The organism is Bounagaea algeriensis (assembly GCF_054491375.1).
Genome location: NZ_CM137102.1, coordinates 2271236 through 2291920 on the forward strand (window position 1 = coordinate 2271236; position 20685 = coordinate 2291920).

Annotated in this window: 17 protein-coding genes; 5 read left to right on the forward strand and 12 right to left on the reverse strand. The window is 71.0% G+C overall.

Annotation, left to right across the window (positions count from 1 at the left end; all coding sequences use genetic code 11):
- Positions 1 to 50 precede the first annotated feature (50 nt).
- The 5 genes from fabG to mobA form a co-directional block, all read right to left on the reverse strand.
- Positions 51 to 755: a 3-oxoacyl-ACP reductase FabG gene (gene fabG, locus ACVGV2_RS10320; RefSeq protein WP_459162155.1), complete on the reverse strand. Its 705-nt coding sequence runs from the start codon at positions 753 to 755 to the stop codon at positions 51 to 53.
- Between the two features lie 506 nt (positions 756 to 1261).
- Entirely contained in the window at positions 1262 to 2242 is a 981-nt protein-coding gene (locus tag ACVGV2_RS10325; RefSeq protein WP_459162156.1) for a VWA domain-containing protein, read from the reverse strand.
- Positions 2239 to 3186 carry a DUF58 domain-containing protein gene (locus tag ACVGV2_RS10330; protein ID WP_459162157.1) on the reverse strand — a complete coding sequence of 316 codons (948 nt, stop codon included), beginning with the start codon at positions 3184 to 3186 and terminating at the stop codon, positions 2239 to 2241. The genes ACVGV2_RS10325 and ACVGV2_RS10330 overlap by 4 nt, the downstream gene beginning before the upstream one ends.
- Positions 3187 to 3205: 19 nt before the next feature.
- Positions 3206 to 4231 (reverse strand): AAA family ATPase, encoded by a 1026-nt coding sequence (locus ACVGV2_RS10335; RefSeq protein ID WP_459165949.1) that lies wholly within the window; start codon positions 4229 to 4231, stop codon positions 3206 to 3208.
- A 349-nt stretch (positions 4232 to 4580) separates the two neighbouring features.
- The gene (gene mobA / locus ACVGV2_RS10340; protein WP_459162158.1) at positions 4581 to 5153 is read right to left on the reverse strand and encodes a molybdenum cofactor guanylyltransferase; all 573 of its coding nucleotides are present in this window, start codon (positions 5151 to 5153) and stop codon (positions 4581 to 4583) included.
- Between the two features lie 229 nt (positions 5154 to 5382).
- On the opposite strand from mobA, the gene fmdA reads away from it, so the two are divergent.
- Entirely contained in the window at positions 5383 to 6633 is a 1251-nt protein-coding gene (gene fmdA / locus ACVGV2_RS10345) for a formamidase (RefSeq protein ID WP_459162159.1), read from the forward strand.
- Positions 6634 to 6684: 51 nt separating this feature from the next.
- Here fmdA and ACVGV2_RS10350 read toward each other — a convergent pair whose 3' ends face one another.
- The gene (locus ACVGV2_RS10350) at positions 6685 to 7500 is read right to left on the reverse strand and encodes an SIR2 family NAD-dependent protein deacylase (RefSeq protein ID WP_459162160.1); all 816 of its coding nucleotides are present in this window, start codon (positions 7498 to 7500) and stop codon (positions 6685 to 6687) included.
- 261 nt (positions 7501 to 7761) lie between these two features.
- On the opposite strand from ACVGV2_RS10350, the gene ACVGV2_RS10355 reads away from it, so the two are divergent.
- A complete protein-coding gene (locus ACVGV2_RS10355) occupies positions 7762 to 8184 on the forward strand; it encodes a hypothetical protein (RefSeq protein ID WP_459162161.1) in 423 nt (140 codons plus the stop codon).
- A 124-nt stretch (positions 8185 to 8308) separates the two neighbouring features.
- Positions 8309 to 12769: a cation-translocating P-type ATPase gene (locus ACVGV2_RS10360; protein WP_459162162.1), complete on the forward strand. Its 4461-nt coding sequence runs from the start codon at positions 8309 to 8311 to the stop codon at positions 12767 to 12769.
- A 374-nt stretch (positions 12770 to 13143) separates the two neighbouring features.
- On the opposite strand, the gene ACVGV2_RS10365 is transcribed toward ACVGV2_RS10360, so the two are convergent.
- Together ACVGV2_RS10365 and ACVGV2_RS10370 are read right to left on the reverse strand one after the other, a co-directional pair.
- Positions 13144 to 13695 carry a DoxX family protein gene (locus ACVGV2_RS10365; RefSeq protein WP_459162163.1) on the reverse strand — a complete coding sequence of 184 codons (552 nt, stop codon included), beginning with the start codon at positions 13693 to 13695 and terminating at the stop codon, positions 13144 to 13146.
- 134 nt (positions 13696 to 13829) lie between these two features.
- Complete coding sequence (locus ACVGV2_RS10370) at positions 13830 to 15095, reverse strand: RNA-guided endonuclease InsQ/TnpB family protein (RefSeq protein ID WP_459162164.1); 1266 nt, start codon at positions 15093 to 15095, stop codon at positions 13830 to 13832.
- A gap of 235 nt (positions 15096 to 15330) precedes the next feature.
- Between ACVGV2_RS10370 and ACVGV2_RS10375 the strand changes: the two genes are divergently transcribed.
- Together ACVGV2_RS10375 and ACVGV2_RS10380 are read left to right on the forward strand one after the other, a co-directional pair.
- Positions 15331 to 16275: an NAD-dependent epimerase/dehydratase family protein gene (locus ACVGV2_RS10375; protein WP_459162165.1), complete on the forward strand. Its 945-nt coding sequence runs from the start codon at positions 15331 to 15333 to the stop codon at positions 16273 to 16275.
- Positions 16276 to 16415: 140 nt separating this feature from the next.
- Positions 16416 to 17060, forward strand: coding sequence for a hypothetical protein (locus tag ACVGV2_RS10380; RefSeq protein WP_459165950.1), 645 nt, complete (start codon positions 16416 to 16418; stop codon positions 17058 to 17060).
- 20 nt (positions 17061 to 17080) lie between these two features.
- On the opposite strand, the gene ACVGV2_RS10385 is transcribed toward ACVGV2_RS10380, so the two are convergent.
- The 4 genes from ACVGV2_RS10385 to ACVGV2_RS10400 all read right to left on the reverse strand — a co-directional run bounded on the left by ACVGV2_RS10385 (position 17081) and on the right by ACVGV2_RS10400 (position 20414).
- Positions 17081 to 17536: a DUF6653 family protein gene (locus ACVGV2_RS10385; protein WP_459162166.1), complete on the reverse strand. Its 456-nt coding sequence runs from the start codon at positions 17534 to 17536 to the stop codon at positions 17081 to 17083.
- Between the two features lie 155 nt (positions 17537 to 17691).
- Positions 17692 to 18495, reverse strand: a complete 804-nt coding sequence (locus ACVGV2_RS10390) for an alpha/beta fold hydrolase (RefSeq protein ID WP_459162167.1) — start codon at positions 18493 to 18495, stop codon at positions 17692 to 17694.
- Between the two features lie 33 nt (positions 18496 to 18528).
- Positions 18529 to 19698 carry a cytochrome P450 gene (locus ACVGV2_RS10395; protein ID WP_459162168.1) on the reverse strand — a complete coding sequence of 390 codons (1170 nt, stop codon included), beginning with the start codon at positions 19696 to 19698 and terminating at the stop codon, positions 18529 to 18531.
- Between the two features lie 5 nt (positions 19699 to 19703).
- A complete protein-coding gene (locus ACVGV2_RS10400) occupies positions 19704 to 20414 on the reverse strand; it encodes a TetR/AcrR family transcriptional regulator (protein WP_459162169.1) in 711 nt (236 codons plus the stop codon).
- Positions 20415 to 20685 lie beyond the last annotated feature (271 nt).

A 20685-nucleotide genomic window follows, 5' to 3' on the forward strand; every position in this document is an offset into this window, starting at 1 on the left:
CGTTGACCAGCGACAACGCCGAACTTCGGCGTTCCGGCGCGCTGGCCGGCTCAGTGGCCCATGCCCAGGCCGCCGTCGACCGGGACGACCGCGCCGGTGATGTAGCCGGCTTCTTCGGAGGCCAGCCACCGCACGGTGCCGGCGACCTCCTCGGCGGCGGCGAACCGCCCCAGCGGGATCTCCCCCAGGATTTGCTGTTTGCGCTCCTCGGACAGCTCGTCGGTCATGTCGGTGGTGACGAAGCCGGGCGCCACGACGTTCGCGGTGATCGAGCGGGACCCGAGTTCGCGGGCGATCGAACGGGCGACCCCCACGAGCCCGGCCTTGCTGGCGGCGTAGTTGACCTGCCCCGCCCCGCCGGAGAGCCCGACCACCGAGGAGACGAAGACCATGCGTCCGCGGCGGTTGCGCAGCATGCTGCTGGCTGCGCGCTTGGCCACCCGGTAGGCCCCGCTGAGGTTGGTGTCGAGCACGCGGTTGAACTGGTCCTCACCCATGCGCAGCAGCAACCCGTCCTCGTTCGTGCCCGCGTTGGCGACGAGCACCTCGACCCGTCCCTGGTGCGCTTCGACCTCGTCGAAGGCGGCGGTCACCTGGTCGGGGTCGCCGACATCGCACTGCACGCCGAACAGGTCCTCGGGGACTCCCGAACCGCGGTGGGTCACCGCGACCGCGTCGCCCGCGGCCTGGAACGCCCGCGCGATGGCCAATCCGATCCCGCGGTTCCCACCGGTCACCAAGACGGACCGTGCCACGTCGCTCTCCCTTCGCGCTGTCGTCACTGCCGGGCTGCAAGGCCCGCCGGGACACTATCGACCCGTCCGGAGTGGACCGTGGTCGCCTCCGCACAGAATTTCGCCGGCGGGATCGTGGTATCTCCACATCGCACGAGCACGGGCCTGCGCGAGCACGGAGCTGCGCGGTCATGAACTTGCCCGGGCGGGGAATGACACGGGCAGGGAATGGCACGGACGGGACCATAGGAGCGACCACCACACCTGTAGTGGCTGGGTACAACAAGAACACCATCACAGATGTGGTAGTTCGCGGGTCGCCGGCACGCGACCAAGCACGCGGCGTGCGCTGCGATGATGGAAAAGCTAGGGCGATGCCAAAGATCGGACACGGCGTGCAGCCACTCGGAGGATGCGGCGGCACCAGACCACCACGCCTGTGGTGGTCTGGTGCCGCGCGGTCGCCGCACCGCCCGGCACGGCCCCCAGCACGCACCGCCCAGCACACGCTGGCCAGCCCGAGCCGCCTACGGCACGCGCCGGCCGAGCCACAGCGCCGCCCCGACGGAGACGATCAGCGCCAGCGTGCCGAGCACCAGCCACGAACGGCTGGCATCGGTGTGCTCGGTTTCGTAGCCGATCTGCTCGCCCAGCGTTTCGTAGACCTGCCGCAACTCCTGCGCGCTGGCCGCCTTGTGGAACTCGCCACCGGACAGCCGGGCGATCTCGGCCATGGCGGCGTCGTCGACCTCGACCCACTCGCGCTGGCCCTCGATCTCGACGCTGCCGTGGTGCGTGCCGAACGAGATCGACGAGATCGGCACACCCTTCTGCTGCGCCTCGCGCGCCTTGGTGTACGCCCCGCGCGGAGCGTTGAGATCGCGGGGAATCGTCTGCCCGCCGTCAGCCATGAGCACGATGCGCGCGGGCGGCGGCCCGGCCGGGCCGCTGACCATCCTGCCGAACGACTCGATCGCCGACATGGACGCGTTGATCCCGTCACCAGTGGCCGTGGCCTCGGACAACTGCAGCGAGTCGATCGCCTGCTTCACCGCCGCGCGGTCCGTCGTCGGCATGCTCATCACCGTGGCGGTACCGGCGAACGACACCAGCCCCAGGTTCACCCCCGGAGTGAGTTCATCGGCGAACTCCTTGGCCGCCTGCTTCGCCGCCTGCAACCGGTTCGGCGCCACGTCCTCCGACTTCATCGACAACGACACGTCCACGGCCAGCATCACCGTCGCCCGATTGCGCGGGATGCGCTGCTCCGCGGTCGGCCCCGCCAGCGCCACCGTCAGCAGGATCAGCGCCACCCCCACCAGCGCCGGCGGCACGTGCTTCAGCCAGGCACGCCGTCCCGAACCGGCACGCTCGAGCGCGGCGAAGTTGGCGAACCGCAAGCTGTCGCTGCGGCGCCGCCGCTGCGCCCACACGTAACCGGCGACGAGCGCGCCCACGACGAGCAGCAGCAGAAACCACCACGGGTTGGCGAACCCGGACAGGCTCATCCCGCTCCCCCTCCGGACCATCCGCGTTTGCGCGCGACGACGAACCGCACGAGGTCGGCGATCCAGTCGGAGTCGGTGCGCAGGGTCAGATGCGCGCAGCCCGCGCGCCGCAGCGCCGTGGCCACCTCGTCGCGGTGCGCCGCCGCGGCGGCCGCGTACTCGCGGCGCAGCACCGGCGTCGTCTCCACTTCGCGCTGCTTGCCCGTTTCCGGATCGGACAGCACCACGGTGCCCACGTCGGGCAGTTCCACGTCCCGCGGATCGAGCACTTCGACCGCCAGCAGCGAGTGCCGCTGCCCGAGAGCGCGCAGCGCGCGCTGCCAGTCGGTCGCCCCGAGGAAGTCGGAGACGACCACGACCAATCCGCGGCGCCGCGGCGGCCTGCGCAGGGACGTGACGAGCGCGTTCAGATCACCGCGGGTGCCCTCCGGTGCGCGCGGCAGCATCGCGACCCTTTTGAGCAGGCTCCGCGCGTACTGGCCACCGGAGCGAGCGGGCAGGCGGACCTCGCCAGTGCCGGTGTCAGCGACCGCACCGATGCGGTTGCCTCCGCCGGCGGTCAGATGGGTGACCGCGGCGAGCGCGGCCACGGCGAGTTCCCGCTTGTCGCAGGCCGCCGACCCGAAGTCGAGGCTGGCCGACAGGTCCACGGCCACCCACGTCTCGAGCTCGCGGTCGGCCACGCTCTGGCGGATGTGCGGCTCACCGGTGCGGGCTGTGACCGCCCAGTCCATCCGGCGGACGTCGTCACCGGGTTCGTAAGCACGTGCCTCCCCCGGCTCGGTGCCCGGCCCGGGGATGATTCCGAGGTGGTTGCCCTGGAGCAATCCGTCGAGCCGGATGCGCACGGTCCATTCGAGCTGCCGCAGCGATTCGGTCAGCCGCCCCTCGTCCAGCGGGGGCGGCGCCCAGGAGGGGCGGGCTGCGCTGCTGGGTGTTGACACCGTTCCTCCGGTACCGGCGCTACTGGGCGGGGCCGACGAACGGGGCCTGCCCGGGGGTGGGCGGTGGTCCGGACTGCGGCGGCTGCGCCGGGGTTTGCGGCCGGGCGGCCACCTGCGGCAGCGGCACGGTCTGCAGCACCCGGTTGACGACGTGCTCCGGGGAGATGCCGTCGGCCAGCGCGTCGTAGGAGAGCACGAGCCGGTGCCGGAAGACGTCCGGCACGACGTCGACGACGTCCTGCGGCACCACGTAGTCGCGCCCGCGCACCAGCGCCAGCGCGCGCGCCGCGGCGACGGTGCCCAGGCTCGCGCGCGGGGAGGCACCGTAGGAGACCCATCCTGCGATGTCGGACAGGCCGTGCTCGTTGGGAGTGCGCGTGGCCACGACGAGCCGCACGACGTAGTCGACCAGAGCGTGGTGGACGAACACGCGGGAGGCGGACTGCTGCAGCCGCACGAGTTCCTCCGGGGTCAGCAGCCCTGCCGGTTCCGGTGGTTGCACGCCCATGCGGTAGACGATCTCCCGCTCCTCCTCCGCGGTGGGGTACTCCACGGGAAGTTTGAACAGGAACCGGTCGCGCTGGGCTTCCGGCAGCGGATACACCCCTTCGTTCTCGATGGGGTTCTGCGTGGCCAGCACGAGGAACGGGGTGGGCATCGGGAAGCTCTCGCCGCCGATGGACAGGTGGTGCTCGGCCATGACCTCCAGCAGCGCCGACTGCACCTTGGCGGGCGCGCGATTGATCTCGTCGGCGAGCACGAAGTTGGCCACCACCGGGCCGAGCTCCACGTCGAAGCGTTCGCTGCCCTGCCGGTAGATCCGCGTGCCCAGGATGTCCGAGGGCACGAGGTCCGGGGTGAACTGCAAACGGGCGAACGAGCCGCCGACCACGCGGGCGAAGGTCTCCACCGCGAGGGTCTTGGCGACGCCGGGCACGCCTTCCAGCAGGATGTGCCCCTGCGCGAGCAGCCCCACCAGCACGCGTTCGACGAGGCGGTCCTGGCCGACGATCACCCTCTTGACCTCGAAAACGGCGCGTTCCAACGCCCGCGCGTCCGCAGCGGGCGGCGCGGCGGACGCCTCCTGCGACGTCGTGCCCTGGTGGGCGGTGTCGTCACGATCTCCCGTGTCCGGCTGCGTCACGATCCGCGCGCCTCCCTGCTGTTCGATGAGCGGATTCCGCTCGTGCGATCGCTGCTTTGATCGTGGCACGGCGGTCGTGAGGTTTCACGTGGGGTTTAATTTCATCTAACACTGAAACCACAAATTCAATTAACTAACAGAAGGCTCGTCGGCCGCTCGAGGCCCCACACCACTCGGGCTGCCGCTGCCTGCCGCTGCGCCGGCTCCTCAGCAGATGCGCTCGCGAACCGGCAGCGGAGCACGCGTCAGCTCAGCCCCGCGCCCGCCGCAGATCCTCCGGGGTGTCCACATCGGCGGCCTCGCGCTCCGCCGCCGGCACGAGCAGCGGGTCCAACTCCCCCAGCACCGACCGCACCGCCACGCCGGCGCCCTCCACCGGCATCGCCGCACGCAGCCGCTCGACGCGCCAGAGCCCCAGCAGCCACTGCGCCCGCCCGCCCGGATCGGTCAGCACCGCACCCGCCGCGTCCGGCCGCCGCGTCAGCACCGCGCGCAGGTGCGCGAGCGTGCGCGGGCGAAGGTGCGCGTGATCCCCGGCGAGCACCGCGACCAGCGGTACCGGTCCGGGAACGAGCCGCAACCCCGCCTCGATCGCCGCCACCGGTCCCCCACCGGGCGGCTGCTCACGGGTCCAGCGCACCGACAGCCGCGTCGCGCGGGCCGGGCCGACGACCACGCGCGGCTCCGCCTCGGCCACGGCCTCGAGCACGCGGTCCAGCAGCGGCCGACCTGCGACGGGCAACGACAACTTGTCGGAACCGCCGAAGCGGCGCGCCTGCCCGCCCGCCAGCACGATCGCGGCCATCGCCGACTGCCCGTCCATCACCCCATGTTCCCAGCTCACCGCCGCTGTCCGCCGATCGGGACCGGCGGCTTCCGCGCACGGCGGGCTCCCGCCGTGCGCAGATCGTGTTCACACGGTAACAAGAAAGGCACGTGCCGTGCGGAGCTCCGTTCCCGGCGTCCCGACACGCCCGAACGTGAGCTGACAACCGGACTGCGAGTGAGAGCACGGGCGCCGACGAGTGCCGCGGAGAAGTGAGGAGCACACCATGCCAGAGACCGCCTTCCACGTGGACCAGGACACCTCGATGCACGAGCACGCGGTGCCGGGCCACAACCGCTGGCACCCGGACATCCCGCCCGCGGCGGAGGTGCGGCCGGGCAGCGAGTTCCGCATCGAGTGCAAGGACTGGACCGACGGCCAGATCCGCAACACAGACTCGGCCAACGACGTGCGCGACGTGCTGCTCGACCACAACCACATGCTCAGCGGTCCGATCGCCGTGGCCGGGGCGGAACCGGGGGACCTGCTCGTCGTCGACTACCTCGACATCGGCCCGGCGCACACCGTCGAACACGGCCCGGGCGGCGAGCCCGGCCAGGGCTGGGGCTACACCGGCATCTTCGACCGGACCAACGGCGGCGGATTCCTCACCGAGCACTTCCCGCGGGCCGGCAAGGCCGTGTGGGACTTCCACGGCCGCTTCGCCACCTCGCGGCACCTTCCCGGGGTGCGCATCGCGTCCAACGTGCACCCGGGACTGGCCGGCTGCGCCCCGTCGCACGAGCTGCTGGCGGAGTGGAACCGGCGGGAGCGGGCGCTCATCGACACCGCACCGGACCGGGTGCCGCCGCTGGCGCTGCCGCCGCACGAACCGCACGCCCTGCTCGGTTCGCTCACCGGCGCGGCGCGCGACCGGGCGGCGGCCGAGGGTGCGCGGACCGTGCCGCCGCGCGAGCACGGCGGCAACATGGACATCAAGAACATGGGCATCGGCGCCCGCGTGTACTACCCGGTGTACGTGCCGGGGGCGCTGTTCTCCATCGGCGATCTGCACTTCGCCCAGGGCGACGGCGAGATCAGCTTCTGCGGCGCGGTGGAGATGGGCGGCTACATCGACGTCGGCGTGGACCTCATCAAGGGCGGGATGAACCGGTACCAGGCGACGACGCCGATCTTCCAACCCGGGCGGCAGCAGCCGCAGTACACCGAGTTCGTCTCCTTCGTCGGCATCTCCGTCGACGAGTCCGGCGGGCAGCACTACATGGACGCGACGATCGCTTACCGGCGGGCGTGCCTGCAGGCGATCGAGTACCTGCGCCAGTTCGGATACACCGGTGAGCAGGCCTACCTGATCCTGTGCGCCGCGCCGATCGAAGGCCGGGTCAGCGGGATCGTGGACATCCCCAACGCCTGCTGCTCGCTGTACCTGCCGACGGAGATCTTCGACTTCGACATCCGGCCGGGGGCAGCCGGGCCGACGGCGGTCGACCGCGGGCAGTGCGCCCTGCCCAGCTGAACCGACCGGAGTGCAACCGCTGCCCTGCCCCGGCGTCCGGTCCCGGGCAGGTCAGCGGTCGTCGGTCTCGGCGGCGGGCACGGCCGCGGCCAGCGCGGGCAGGACCTCGACCAGCGGTGCACGCAGCACCGCCGCTGCGAGGTCGTCGTACGGCGTCGGTTCGGCGTTGCAAATGACCAGTTCGGCCCCGGCGTAGGAGGCCAGCTGCGCGAACCCGGCCGCCGGGTGCACCGTCAACGAGGTGCCCGCGGCGAGGAACACGTCGCAGTCGGCGGTGGCCTGCTCGGCGCGCCGGATGACGTCCTGGTCCAGGGCCTGGCCGAAGGAGATCGTCGCGGACTTGAGGATGCCGCCGCAGTCGGCGCAGGCCGGGTCCTCCTCACCACCTTCGACGCGGCGCAGCGTGTCCCGCATGCGCCCGGTGCCGCCGCAGTCGAGGCATGTCACGCGGAACATCGTGCCGTGCAGTTCCAGCACGCGGTCGCGGGAGAGCCCGGCGCGCTGGTGCAGTTCGTCGATGTTCTGCGTCAGCACCGCCTGCAGCCGTCCGGTGCGGTCGAGGTCGACGAACGCGCCGTGGGCCGCGTTGGGTTCGGCCTGCCACGCGGGGTTTTCCGCGCGGGCGAGCCACGCTTCCTTGCGCACCTGGGGGTCGGCGACGTAGCTGTCGATGTCGGTGAGCCGCTGAGCCGCCGGGTTCTGCGTCCACACGCCGTTGGGGCCGCGGAAGTCGGGGATGCCGGAGGCGGTGGACAGACCGGCTCCGGTCAGCGCGGTCACGCGCCGCGCCCCGGCGAACACCTCGCGGGCCCGCTGCCACTGCGCGGTGTCCTGCTCCGGGTCCCGCTCCGGCGATTGGCTGCTCACTGGCCGTTCCTCCCGCAGGTCGGTGTACTGCGCCGGGCGCCGCGTGCGCCCGGCCGGGCCACACGGCCACGATGCCACGGAAGCGCAGCGCGCCTCACCCGGTCGCCGAACACGCGGTGGAAGGGGCGGTCCGTTGCCGGTGGGATTGCCCCGGTACGGGGAAGCCCGCCGGGTTCCTCCCCGCTCAGCTTTCGGTTCACCCGGAGTTCGTCGTATCTTTGCACTACGTTCCGCTGTCGGCATCTGCGCTCGGGAGGTCTCATGGCCAGGGAAAGCAGTTCCGGAGGACGTTCCACGTCCCGTGGTGGCAGCTCCCGCGAGAGCGCGCAGGGACAGCGTTCCGGTTCGTCGGGCCGCAGCAGCGGCTCCCGCGACTCCTCCACGGGGACGCAGACCGCTACCGGCGGCGACGTGGGGCGCACCGACACGTCGTACGGCACGACCGTGCACCTGCCGTTCGTCACCGCCGAGTTCCACCGGCCCGAGATGCGCCTGCCCGATCGCCAGGATTTCACCTCCGCCGCCGAGACGGTCCGCGCGCAGTTGCCCTCGACCAAGCAGACCCTGTTCTACGGCGGTCTGGCCGCCGGCACCGCGCTGAGCCTCATCGAATGGCCGGTCGCGCTCGCCATCGGCGTGGGCACGGCTGTCGTGAGCAGCGAGCGCGGCGAGCAGCAGGCCTGATGCACCGCTGACTCCGCGCGGGGTGCGATGGCAGTTCGCACCCCGCGCTGGTCTCCTCCCCTCGGGCGCCCCGTCGCGTCAACGCCGCGCGCCTGCCCCCGATGCCTCGTGTGCGGAAGGACCCATGCCGTTGGGCACGCTGTTGTCGCGGGTTTCGAACGTCGCCACCGACGTCGTCGACGCCGTTCGCGCCCTCGGCGGTGCGCCGGTCACCCGACGGAGCCACTCCGGGCCCGACCGGATCCATCTGCAGGTGCGTGGCCTGCACCTTCCCGGTGCCGAACAGGCCGGCGAGGACCTGCGCACACGTCTGTCCGCGGTGAACGGAGTTTCCGACGTCGAGGTGAACGCGGTGCTCGGGCGCGTGGCCGCGCGGCACGCGCCGGGCGGTGCGGACCGCGGTGAGCTGGCCGACGTGGTCTCGCGGGTCGAAGCCGAGCACGGCCTCGCCGCGCGCGGGCAGGCGCCGGGAGACGCGGTGCACCCCGGCAACCCCGACGCGCTGCTGCGCGACGTGGGGGCGCTGGGCATCAGCGTTCTGGGATTCGGTTATGCCGCGGTGGCTCCGCTGCTGCCGGTGCGCCCGCTGACCCCGCTGGTGACCGTTGCCGTGGCGCTGACCGATTCCGTGCCCTGGCTGCGTTCGCGCACCGAGTCCGCCCTCGGCCGGACCCGCACCGAGTTCACGCTCAGCCTCGGCGGCGCGGTCGCCCAGGGGCTCTCGCAGAACCCGCTGTCGCTGTTCACCGACCTCGTCGGCCGGACCAACACCTCCCGTGACGCGATCGCCCGCCACCAGGCGTGGCACCGCTGGGAGCGGGAACACGCCGAAGTTCCCGGCGTGCACGAGGCGCCGCCGCTGGCCATCGGTCCCCGCCCGGCGGCACTGCCCGACGGGATCGTCGAACGCGTCGCGAACGTCTCCGGCACCTTCGCGCTCAGCGGCTACGGCACCGTACTCGCCGCGACCCGGGACCCGCGGCGGGCGCTCGCGACGATGCAGGCCGGAGTGCCGCGTCCGGCCAAGAGCGGCCGCGAAGCGTTCGCCACCCAACTCACCGCATCCGCCTGCGCCCGCGGCGGGCTCGTGCTCGAACCCCGCGCGCTGCGCCGCCTCGACCGGATCGGCACCGTGGTGCTCGACGCCGCGGCACTGCTGAGCGGCCGGCACATCGTCGAGGACATGCTCGTCCTGGACACCGGCTTCGACCCGGCGCGGCTGTTCGCGCACGCCGGGGAACTGGTCGATCCGGACGCGCCACGAACACCCCGCACGCGCGGGCGGTGGTCTCTCGCGCCGCACGAGCACGACGCGAATCTGCCCGAGAGCCTTCGCGACGCGGCGCGCGCCCAGCGGGAACGCGGTGCGGAGCTGCTCGTGCTCAGCCGCGACGCCGAACCCGTGGGGATCGCCGTGATCGTGCCCGAGCTCGATCCGCTCGCCGAGGCCCTCGTGGGCGCCGCCGGCGGGGTGGGATCACTGGTGCTCGCCGACGACGGTAGCGGGCTCGATCGGCGACTCCCGATCGGCGAAGCGGTGCCCGGCGGGGACCGGTTGGTGGAGTCGGTGCACCGGTTGCAGCAGGACGGCCGCGTGGTGGCGGTGGTCTCGCACCGCGCTTCCGCGGCTCTGGCCGCAGCCGACGTCGGGCTCGGCATCACCGAGGCCGAGCAGGCGGTGCCGTGGGGCGCCGACGTGCTGTGCCCGAACCAGGCGGAGGCGCACACGCTGCTCTCGGCGGTGCCGCCGGCCCGCACGGCCAGTCGGCAGGCGGCCGCACTCTCCATCGGCGGATCGTGCCTCGGTGTCCTGTTCAGCGCCCTCGGCCCGTCGTTCGGTGCACCGGCGCGTGCGGCGATGCCGATGCAGGCGGCCACGCTGTTCGCGCTCGGCACCGGCACGCTCGCCGGATTGCAGGCCGGGAACCGGCCCCCTCCCGCTCCGCGCGAGCACACACCGTGGCACGCACTGCCCGGCAGGGCCGTGCTGAGGATGCTGTCCAGTTCGATGGACGGGCTCAGCGCGGCAACGGCGCGGCGTCTCCAGCGCATCCAACCGGACCAGACCCGCTCGGACGGTTCCGGAGCACTGGCAGCGACTCTGGAGGGGCTCGTCAATCCGATGTCGCCGGTGCTGGTCACGGGGGCGGTGCTCTCGGCCGGACTCGGTTCGGTGGTCGATGCCCTGCTGATCGTGGGTGCCCTCGGCATCAGCGCGGCGATCGACGGTGTGCAGCGCGCGGCCACCGACCGGGAACTCGCGCAGCTGCTGGACGCCGGGAAGCTGCCGGCGCACGTGCGCCGCGACGGCGAGGGCACGACCGTGCCCGCCGATGAACTCGTCGCCGGCGACGTGGTCGAGCTGCGTTCGGGTGACGGCGTTCCCGCCGACTGCCGCGTGCTGACGTCCGAGTTCCTGGAGGTCGACGAGTCCAGCCTGACGGGGGAATCCGATCTGGTCGTCAAAACGCCGGAACCGACCGCCGCCAGCGCCCTGGGCGACCGCACGAGCATGGTGTACCAGGGCACGACGGTCGCCACCGGCACGGCCGCGACCGTCGTCGTCGCGACCGGAACTGCCACCGAGCTCGGGCGCACCACCCACGAGCACGAGGGCGGTGGTGGCGCATCGGGAGGTGTGCAGGCCCGATTGACCGAGCTGACACGGCAGATCCTTCCGCTGTCGGTCGGTGCGGGCGGGGCTTTGTTCTTGGTGGACCTGCTGCGGGGAGTCCCGCTCGGGCAGACCGTGGGGCGTGCGGTCGGGCTGGCCGTGGCCGCCGTGCCCGAGGGGCTGCCGTTCGTGGCGACGTTGGCGGAACTCGCCTCCGCACGCCGGCTGTCGCGGCGCGGAGTGCTCGTCCGCAGCCCGGAGACGGTGGAGGCGCTGGGGCGCGTGGACGTGCTGTGCTTCGACAAGACGGGCACGCTCACCCGGGGGCGTCTCACGCTCGGCCAGGTCTCCGACGGCCGCCGCAGCGCCGGGCCGGACGTGCTCGAGGACACCCAGCGGCGGGTGGTCGAGGTCGCTGCCCGCGCCAATCCGCAGGCCGATGAGGAGCAGCCGTTGCCGCATCCGACCGACCGCGCGGTGCTGGACGGGGCGCTGCGCGCGGGTGCCGACCCGAACTCCCAGGAGGTGCTCGCCGACCTGCCCTTCGAGCCCGCACGCAGCTTCCACGCGACGCGCACTCGCGGTCCGCGCGGAATTTCCTTGCATGTCAAGGGTTCCCCCGAAGTCGTGTTGGACCGCTGCGCGCTGTGGCGCCACCCCGACGGCGATCGCCCGTTCGACGGGGACGCGCGGGCCGAGATCGAGGCCGAGATCGAGCGCATGGCCCTGCGCGGTTACCGGTTGCTCGCAGTGGCCGAGAAGTCCACACCGGACGCGACGGGGTCCGATCTGGATGATTCCGATGTGGACGACATGGCGCTGGTGGGCCTGATCGGTCTGAGCGATCCGGTCCAGCCGACGGCGGCCGACGCGGTGGGCAAGCTGCAGCGGGCCGGCGTGGACGTGGTCATGATCACCGGCGATCACCCCAGCACCGCCCAGGCCATCGCCGCCGAACTCGGGATGCTCGGCGGCCGCCGCGTGTTGCACGGCGGAGAGCTCGAGGAGCTCGACGACGAGCAGCTCGCCGCGGAAATGCCGAAGGTCTCGGTGTTCGCCCGCGTCAGTCCGACGCAGAAGGCCCGCATCGTGCGGTTGTTGCGTGCTGCGGGCCGCACCGTGGCGATGACCGGCGACGGGGCCAACGACGTTCCGGCGATCACGCTCGCCCACGTCGGCATCGCGCTCGGCTCGCGCGCCACCCCGGCCGCCCGGGAATCCGCCGACCTCGTCGTCATCGACGACCGCATCGAGACGATCACGCACGGCATCGTGGAGGGCCGCGGGATGTGGGCCTCGGTGCACGACGCGCTGTCGATGCTGCTCGGCGGCAACCTGGGTGAGATCGGCTACGCGGTCGGTGCCGGAGTCTTCAGCAGCGGCGCCGCCCTCAACGCGCGCCAGCTGCTCGTGGTCAACATGCTCACCGACGTGCTGCCGGCGATCGCGATCGCGGTGCGCCCACCGGCCCGGGCGACACCGGAGAAGCTGTTGACGGAAGGTCCGGAAGCGTCGCTGGGGGCGGCGCTGACCCGGAGCGTGTACGTGCGCGCCGGGGCGACGGCCAGCGCCGCCGGCTTGGCCTGGGCACTGGCACGCCCGGTGTCCCTGGCGGGACAGGCGCGGACGACCGGGCTGGTGGCCCTCGTCTCGGCCCAGCTCGTGCAGACCCTCGCGGTGCGCGGACGCACGCCGCTCGTGCTGGCCTCGGGAGCCGTGTCGTTCGCGATGCTGTTCGGCGTCGTGCAGATCCCCGGTCTCAGTCACTTCTTCGGCAGCAGTCCGCTGCTGCCGCACCAGTGGGGGATCGCACTGGGCTCGGCGGTGGCCACCACTGTGGTCGTGCTGCTGCTGCAGAACCACGGCGCGCCCGAGCACAAGGCGCTTCCCGGTCCGCGCGATGAGCTTTCCGGGCCGAGCGCGCCTGCTGTCGTGCCGGGTACCGTCGAGCACGCGCCGGCGCGGAGCTGACCGGCGACCGCGCGGCGGCGCCCTGACGGGACATGTTCCCGGTACCGTTACCTGCTGGTCACTCGAGCCCCACTTCGCACTCACCCCGGGACGACACGATCGGGCCGAACCGCACGAGAACGCTACGACGGCAGAAAGCGCTCATCATGTCGAACTTCCTGGCGACCGTGCTGACCGGTGTGGCCACGGCCCTGCTGGAGGGACTCATCGTTTACGCGGTCAAGACCGCCTACACCCGGATGACCCGCGCCGCGGCCTGACCGGCCGAGCGGACCCGGTTGCTGCGACCGGACGGCCGGGGGCGGGAGCGACGAGGGTGTCGCCGGTACTTCCACCGAATGGAGAAAAGGTCTCATCGCGCCACCGAGCGGGAGCTACCGGTGCTGCCTGGACTCGCGCCCATGACGCCCCCTCCCCCGCTCCTGCACCTGCAGCGGCGAGCTACAGCGCGGGAAGGTCCTCGTCCACCGCAGCCCGCACGGCTCGACGCCGCGCGGTGGACTTCCGTGCCTCCGGCGATTCGCGGCGTTGCGCCGGGCCCGCCACGCCTCGGTGACCAGCGGGACCTGCCAGAACAGCTGCACGATTGCGGTGACCTTGGCCGGTAGGCGCTTGGTCTCATCGCGCCACCAGGAAACGGTCAGCTGTACCTTGGCGGGCATCACCGCGACGAAGAACGCGCCGGCGAGCGTGGCCGAGAAGCGCCGCGTGCGGGCGATCGACAGTCCCGTTCCGATGCCGAGCGCGGCGACACCGAACGCATATGTGTAGGCGCGCGGTTCTCCCGGCAGCCGCCGGGGAATGATGCGGTCGAAGAACCTCGGAGCGAGGAAGTGGAGGCTCCCACCGAGGAGCAGTGCGGCGGCGAGGCGGAGCGCCGGTGCTCGGCTCGCGTCTACCGGGCGGTCGTTCCGTGGTCCGTTCATGGCGCATGCTCCTGCTCAACGCTGGTCGTCCGGTCGCTGCGTGACTGTGGCTCGGACGTGCGCGCCCTTCCCGCTACGTCGTTCCTCGCTCATCAGACGGTTCTGCGCCGCCATATTTGACTTCCTCCCCGCCCTCAAGGGGCGGGGATTCCCATCGGGCTCGCGCCCGATGCTTCCTGCTTCGTTGCCGACTGCCGAAGGGAGGACCCTTGCGGACTCATGCCAGCTCCACAGGCTTCGCCGGGGTGCTGCCCGGCTACCGCTTGACCAGCGGCACGGATGTTCTTCGCCGCGTTGTGGTCCCGGTCGTGCCGGGTGCGGCAGCTCGGGCATGTCCAGGCCCGAGTGGACAGGCTCAGCGTGCTCAGCAGGTGCCCGCAGGCGGAGCACGTTTTACTGGAGGGGAACCACCGGTCGACCACGACCAGGCGTTTCCCGGCACGGGAGGCTTTGTACTCCAGCTGTCGGCGGAACTCGCCCAACGACGCATCCAGCACGCGCCGGTTCAACCCGGACTTGGCGCGCACGTTGCGGCCCGGCTTATCCACGGTTCCCTTCGCCGAGCTGGTCATGCCGGACACGTTGAGGTCTTCGATCGCGATCGTGTCGGCCCGGCGGAGCAGGTTCGTGGACGTGCGGTGCAGGAAGTCCGCGCGGGCGTGGCGGACTTTGCGGTGCGCCCGTGCCACCTTGCGCTTGGCCTTGCGGCGGTTGTTCGAGCCCTTCTGCTTGCGGGCCATCATCCGCTGATACCGCTTGAGGTTGCGGGCTTTGCGGTCCAGGTGCTGCGGGTTGGCGATGGTTTCGCCCGTGGACAGGGTGGCGAAGTCCTTGACGCCGAGGTCCACGCCGATCGCCTCGCCGGTCGGTGCGGCCGGTTCGGGTTCGTCGGTGTCCACGGCGAAGGTCACGTACCACCGCCCGTCCGGCTCGCGGGACACGACGACCATCGTCGGGTTCAACGACGTCAACAGGTCGGCATCCCAGCTCCACACGAACCGCAACGGTGTCTGCTGCTTCGCCAGCGTCAACTGCCCGTCGCGCAGCTTGAAAGCACTGCGGGTGTAGTGCGCCGACTGCTTACCGGTGCGGTTTTTGAACCGGGGGTACTTGGCGCGTCCGGCGAAGAAGTTCGCAAACGCGGTGTGCTGGTGCCGCAGCGTCTGTTGCAGCGGCACCGAGGAGACCTCGGACAGGAATCCCAGGTTCTCGGTTTTCTTCCACGTGGTGAGGTTCGCGTCCGTCTCCTTGTACGAGGTGGACCGCCCTTCGGTGTGGTAGCGGCGGTGCCGCGCATCGAGGGTCTTGTTCCACACGAGGCGTACGCAGCCGAACGTGCGGCCCAACTGGGCCGCCTGCTCGGAGTCCGGGTAGGCCCGGCACTTGTACGCCGTCCGCATACTGATCATTTTACACCACCGTCGATCAAGAGTAAGCACGGGTGCGTGCTCCCCCGGAACCACTCGGGATCGGCTCCTCCCCGGCGTGAACGCCGGAGCTTCCGCCGATTGGAGAAAAGGTGACACGTGTCCGTCGCCACGGGCGCTGGGCTGTCACACCGAACCCGGCCGTCCCGTCACATGGGCGAAGGCGCGAGATGCGATCGGCTGTGACAGAGAAGGGTGAGGAGCGGACATGAGGGTGTTGCTCGCCGGAGCTACCGGCACCATCGGAGGTGCGCTACTGCCCCAGCTGCTCGCAGCGGGGCACACCGTGCTCGGGCTCACGCGCTCGACGCAGGGCGCGGCGCAGCTCCGCGCAGCGGGCGCGGAGGCGGTTCGCGCCGACGTGCTGGAGCGCGAGGCCCTGCTGGCGGCGCTGGCGGGGCACCGCGCTGACGCCGTGATCCACGAGGCCACCGCGATAGACGGCGTTCCCCGGCGGCACCGCGATCTCCACGCCACCGACGTGCTGCGGGATCGCGGCACGGCGAACCTGCTGCGCGCGGCCGAACTCGTGGGCGCCCACCGGTTCCTGACCCAGTCGTTCTTCCTGGGGTACGGCTACCGCGACCACGGCGACGAGCTGCTGAGCGAGGACCGGCCGTTCGCCGAGCCGACCGGGCACCGCGCGTACGACCGGCACATGGACTCGATGCGCGCGAACGAGGAACAGGCATTCAACACCGCCGGCATCGAGGGCATCGCGCTGCGATACGGCATGTTCTACGGCCCGGAACCGGCCACGCGGCAACTGATGGCGCTGGCCGGGCGGCGGCGGCTGCCCGTACCGCGCCCGTCCGGCACCACCTCGCTGATCCACGTCGACGACGCCGCCTCGGCGACCGTCGCCGCGCTCGAGCACGGGCGTGCCGGGCAGGCGTACAACATCGTGGACGATCAGCCGGTCGGTTTCGCCGACTACGTCGGTGCGATCGCCGACCGCGCCGAAGCCCCCGCACCGCGCACGATCCCGGGGTGGCTGCTCAAGCCGGCGCCGTACATGCACGCGCTCATGGTGGCCACGCGGATCCGACTGGCCAACGACAAGGCCGAGCGCGAGCTCGGCTGGGCACCCCGCTACCCCTCGTACCGCGAGGGACTGGCCGCCCTGCACGCCGACCCCAGCGACGAGCGGTAACCCTGCTGACCGTGCACATGCCGTTTCCTCAGCGTTCAACCAGCGGATGCTGATGCAGCACCGCGCGACAGGAGGGTTTCATGCGGGCAAGCAGGCGAACCGCCGTGTTGGCGCACAGTCCGTTTCTGGGACCGGCGAGCATGCGGCCGTTGGCCGAGCAGCTCGAGCTCGACGGTGTGGCGACGCTCGTACCGGACCTGCGCAGTGCGGTAGCCGGCGGGCCGGTGCATCAACGCCTTTCCGCGGAGTTCGTCCGTGCGCTGAATGTCGCGGGTGCGGCAGGGCCGCTGGTGCTGGTCGGACACAGCGGCGCCGGACCACTGTTGCCCGGCTTCGTGGAGGCCGCCGATCGCCCCGTGGCCGCACTGGTATACCTGGATGCCGACCTGCCCACGCCCGGGTGCAGCTGGCAGGACACAGCGCCCACCGGGCTGGTCGAGGAGTTGCAGTCACGAGCGCGGAGCTCGCGGTTGCCGCCCTGGCACCTCTGGTTCGACGCGGACCCGCTAACCGAGCTCGTACCCGATGCCGCACTGCGCAACTCGTTGAGCAGCGAGGAACCCGAGGTGGCCGCCGCGTTCCTGACAGAAGCACGACCTGACGCGGACTGGAACGGACCGGCCGGCTACCTGCAACTCAGCCCGCCGTACGCAGCGGTCGCCGCCGAGGCCGCGGAACGGGGCTGGCCAGTTCGCCGGATCGAAACCCATCACCTGGCCCCGGTCACCCGGCCGAGCACGCTCGCCGAGGAACTGCTGAACTTGTTCACCGCGCTGAGCGCGTAAGGAAGTGCGGCACGCTCCGATCAGCCTGTCGCTGCAGTTGACGACGCATCTCGCTGGTGCTCGTCGAAGTAACGAGCCATGAGTTCCCAGTACACCAGGATCAGCGTCATCTGCGCCGCCGTTAGCACGACCGCTGGTTTCAACCGCCGACGGCGGGCCGAGACCATCGCGAGCGCACAGGCAGTTGCGGCGACGACGTTGACCACCATCCCGGCATCCTTGGGTCGCGCGAGCACCCACATTTCTTCGCCGAGCATCGCGCGCGTGGACCACGCTCGCTCGTCCTGCGGCTTCGCGAAGAGCACCGGATTGATCGCGAACCACGCGGCGACCACGGCGGCATGGCGCCAGCTCCGTGTCCACACCGGTACAAGCACCAACGGGGCGCTCGCCCACCGCGTCCACGCGCTGCACGGATTGGCATGACGTGCGAACACCGCGCGCCGAACCCTCGCCACCGTACCGGGAAATTCCATGGCGGTACCTCCTCCAAGGCTGGCCAGCCAGCTGACGCGTGGCGATGGCTCAGATCGTGCACGTCCTTCCCGCTGCGTTCGCTTCTTGCTCAGCAGACAGTGCTGCGCGGGATGTGACCGTGTCCGTCGGCACGAGCGTGCGATGCCGCGGCGGCTCATCCTGCGGCGGACCATTCCAATTCGACGAGGAAGTCGGCCAGCAGGGCGTTGAAAAGCTCGGGCTGGCACAGGTTGGTGGGGTCGAAGGAGTCGGGCACGCTGTCCAGCGACGCGTTGGGCAAGGCGCTCGTCAGGCGGCGCATGAGTTCGACCAGCACTGGCGATGCGTCACCGACGATGCCGCGTGCGGGACACGTCACTGCCGCCAACTGCGGTTGGTAGTCGACCCGATTGATCGCTCGCCGCATGCGCGCGGTCTCGATCCGCCGCATCTTTCGGTAGCCGCTGGCGACGACGTCGCGCGCCAACGGCCAGCGCGCGTAGGTGCGCCGCACCGCGGGCACCACGATCGCGGGTGGTAGCAACAACATCGGCGCCGCGAGCGCGGTGCTCAGTCGGAGCCCGATCCGGCGCAGCGGGCCGGTCACGTTCATGTCGGGGAAGGAGTCGACGATGACGAGCCCGGCGAGTCGTTGCGGATACGTGGCGGCGAATTCCTGGGCGAGAACCCCGCCGTAGCTGACTCCGCACAGCACCGCTCGTCGTACGTTGAGACAGTCCAGCAGCGACTCGAGGTCGGCGGCTTGGCGGGCCAGCACGTCGCGGCCGCTGGTGAGCGGTCCGGACTCGCCCGCACCGCGGGCATCGAAGACGATCACCCGGTTGCTCGTGCGGAAGTGCTCGATTTGCGGGCGCCACATCTCGCGGCTCAGGCCGAGCCCGTGCGCCAGCACCAACGGCGGCCCGTCGCCGGCCTCCTCGTAGGCGATCACCGTGTCGTTGATCTCGCATTCCGGCATGCGTCCCCCAAGTCCGGCGCTTACCGGTCGTGGTCAGTGCGGTTCGGCCAGTACCGGGAGTTGTTTGGCGGCGGTCATGGTCGTGGCGTCGAAGAACTCGCCGCCGGTGACGTGGATGCGCCGGTAGCGGTCGAGCAGTCGGTTCAGCGCGACCTTCGCCTCCAAACGGGCGAGCGGGGCGCCGATGCAGAAGTGGATCCCCTTGCCGAAGGCGAGGTGCTGGTTCGGCTTGCGGCGAATGTCCACGACCTCCGGTGCGGCGAACTGCCTCGCGTCGCGGTTGGCCGAGGCGAGCCACGGAAACACCATGTAGTTCTGCGGGATCTGCACCCCGCCGAGGGTGAGCTCCCGCGTGCTACGCCTGCTGACCCGGGGAAACGGCGACCGCACGCGCAGGAACTCCTCGACGGCCTGCGGGACGAGCTCCCGGTCGGCCTGCAGGTGCTCGCCGATTTCCGGGTGCTCGTCGAGGAGCTGGATGCTGTTGCCGAGCAGCGCGGTGGTGGTGATGTGACCGGCGATGAGCAGCAGCCCGGCGAAACCGATGATCTCCTCGTCGGTCAGCACCCGACCGTCGGCCTCCGCCACGGTCAGTTTGCTGGTCAGATCCTCCCCGGGATCGGCGCGGCGAGCCCGGATGTGCGCCAGCAGGTACTCGTTCATCTCCCGCATGGTCGGTTCGACCTGGGTGAGGACGTGCTCGATCTGCTCCTGGCTGGCCTCGCCCATCTGCTGCGACAGCAGCGTGTCCGCCCACTTCCGGAACAGCGGGCGATCGCTGGTCGGGATGCCCAGCATCTCCGCGATCACGATCACCGGCAGCGGGTAGGCCAGCGCGTCCACCAGGTCGAACTCGGTTCCCGCCTGTTCCAGCAGCTCGTCGGTGATCCGGGTGATGCGCGGTTGCAGCTGCGCGATCATCTTCGGCGTGAACGCCCGGCTGACCAGCCCGCGCAGCCGGTCGTGCTGCGGCGGGTCCAGGTTGATGAAGTTGCCTTCGGCGAAGACGTCGAACTGCTGGCTTCGCGGTACGAACGCGCTGAGGTCCGAAGAGAAGTCGGCGGTCTCGGCCAGCGCGGTGACAACCTCCGGATAGCCGAACACCTGCGCGAGGCGGTTGTCGTGATCGAGTTGCACCGCGGCGTTCTCCCGTGCGGAGCGCAGCCACTCGTGCAGTCCTTCGAAGGTGGTGGGCGTGGTCATGTCGATCACTTCTCCCCGTCGCTCGTCGTGCGGTAGACGTGCTCGTGGTAGGTGTCGCGCAGGCCCTCGACGATCCCGATGATCTTCGGGGCGACCGCGGCGAAAGCATGCTCGCCCGGCGTGCCGGGTGGTTCGAAGGAACTGCGGATCATCTCCGCGAGCAGGTCCGCTTTCGCCTCGACGGGCATGGCCAGCTCCGGGGGCAGCATGGGGTCGATGACCAGCTGACCCAGCACGGCCGACCCGATGCCGTACGCGATCCGCTCCACGGGCAGGTCCGCGCGCAGCAGGCCGTGCTCGGCGAGCAGCGCGAGGTACTCCGTGGACAGCGTCATCTTGCTGTGCACGAGCCCGCGGGAGCCGTCGGTGGCGACGAGCCTGCCCAGCACCTCGGCATCGCGGGTGTAGATCGCGGCCAGCAGCGGCCGGCGCATCGCGTGCAAGAAGACGGTGCGCACGTAGCGGTGCAACGCCACCTCGGTCGGATCGGCGCGCATGCCCCGCACCAGCTCGTCGAACGTCGCCGCGCCCTCGCGCAGCAACGCCGCGAACAGCAGTTCGTCCCGACTGCGCCAGTGCAGGTACACGGTGCCCTTGCCCACGCCGGCGCGGCGGACGACCTCGTCGACGGTCACCTTGCGATAACCCCACCGGGCCAGCAGTTCCGCGGCCGCGTCCAGGATGCGGTCCGCCCGCTCCGCGTCCCGTTCCGCCATCCGACCCTCCACAACTCCGACCGCATGACCAAAAGAATATTTTTGGTCATACAGTCACGATACGAGCGCCGGGGCCGAACGGCAAGGCCCTTCCGCGCAAAAGCGGCCCCGGACAAGGCCGCCCCGAAGGGCAGGCCGCTCCGGAAAACCGCGCAGCACGACAGCCGGAAGCGGCGGCCGGGCGAAATTCCCCGGGTTTTGCCGGTGCCGGAAGAGCGCCTCCGGCTTCGGCGACCCTGACTTGAGCCCGAATGCAGGACACGCGTACTGT

Bases quoted from the DNA above. Each gene is read 5' to 3' on its own strand.
- ACVGV2_RS10325 (WP_459162156.1), bottom strand. From the start codon at position 2,242: ATGAGCCTGTCCGGGTTCGCCAACCCGTGGTGGTTTCTGCTGCTGCTC.
- mobA (WP_459162158.1), bottom strand. From the start codon at position 5,153: ATGGACGGGCAGTCGGCGATGGCCGCGATCGTGCTGGCGGGCGGGCAG.
- fmdA (WP_459162159.1), top strand. From the start codon at position 5,383: ATGCCAGAGACCGCCTTCCACGTGGACCAGGACACCTCGATGCACGAG.
- ACVGV2_RS10355 (WP_459162161.1), top strand. From the start codon at position 7,762: ATGGCCAGGGAAAGCAGTTCCGGAGGACGTTCCACGTCCCGTGGTGGC.
- ACVGV2_RS10360 (WP_459162162.1), top strand. From the start codon at position 8,309: ATGCCGTTGGGCACGCTGTTGTCGCGGGTTTCGAACGTCGCCACCGAC.
- ACVGV2_RS10365 (WP_459162163.1), bottom strand. From the start codon at position 13,695: ATGAACGGACCACGGAACGACCGCCCGGTAGACGCGAGCCGAGCACCG.
- ACVGV2_RS10370 (WP_459162164.1), bottom strand. From the start codon at position 15,095: ATGCGGACGGCGTACAAGTGCCGGGCCTACCCGGACTCCGAGCAGGCG.
- ACVGV2_RS10375 (WP_459162165.1), top strand. From the start codon at position 15,331: ATGAGGGTGTTGCTCGCCGGAGCTACCGGCACCATCGGAGGTGCGCTA.
- ACVGV2_RS10380 (WP_459165950.1), top strand. From the start codon at position 16,416: ATGCGGCCGTTGGCCGAGCAGCTCGAGCTCGACGGTGTGGCGACGCTC.
- ACVGV2_RS10385 (WP_459162166.1), bottom strand. From the start codon at position 17,536: ATGGAATTTCCCGGTACGGTGGCGAGGGTTCGGCGCGCGGTGTTCGCA.
- ACVGV2_RS10390 (WP_459162167.1), bottom strand. From the start codon at position 18,495: ATGCCGGAATGCGAGATCAACGACACGGTGATCGCCTACGAGGAGGCC.
- ACVGV2_RS10395 (WP_459162168.1), bottom strand. From the start codon at position 19,698: ATGACCACGCCCACCACCTTCGAAGGACTGCACGAGTGGCTGCGCTCC.
- ACVGV2_RS10400 (WP_459162169.1), bottom strand. From the start codon at position 20,414: ATGGCGGAACGGGACGCGGAGCGGGCGGACCGCATCCTGGACGCGGCC.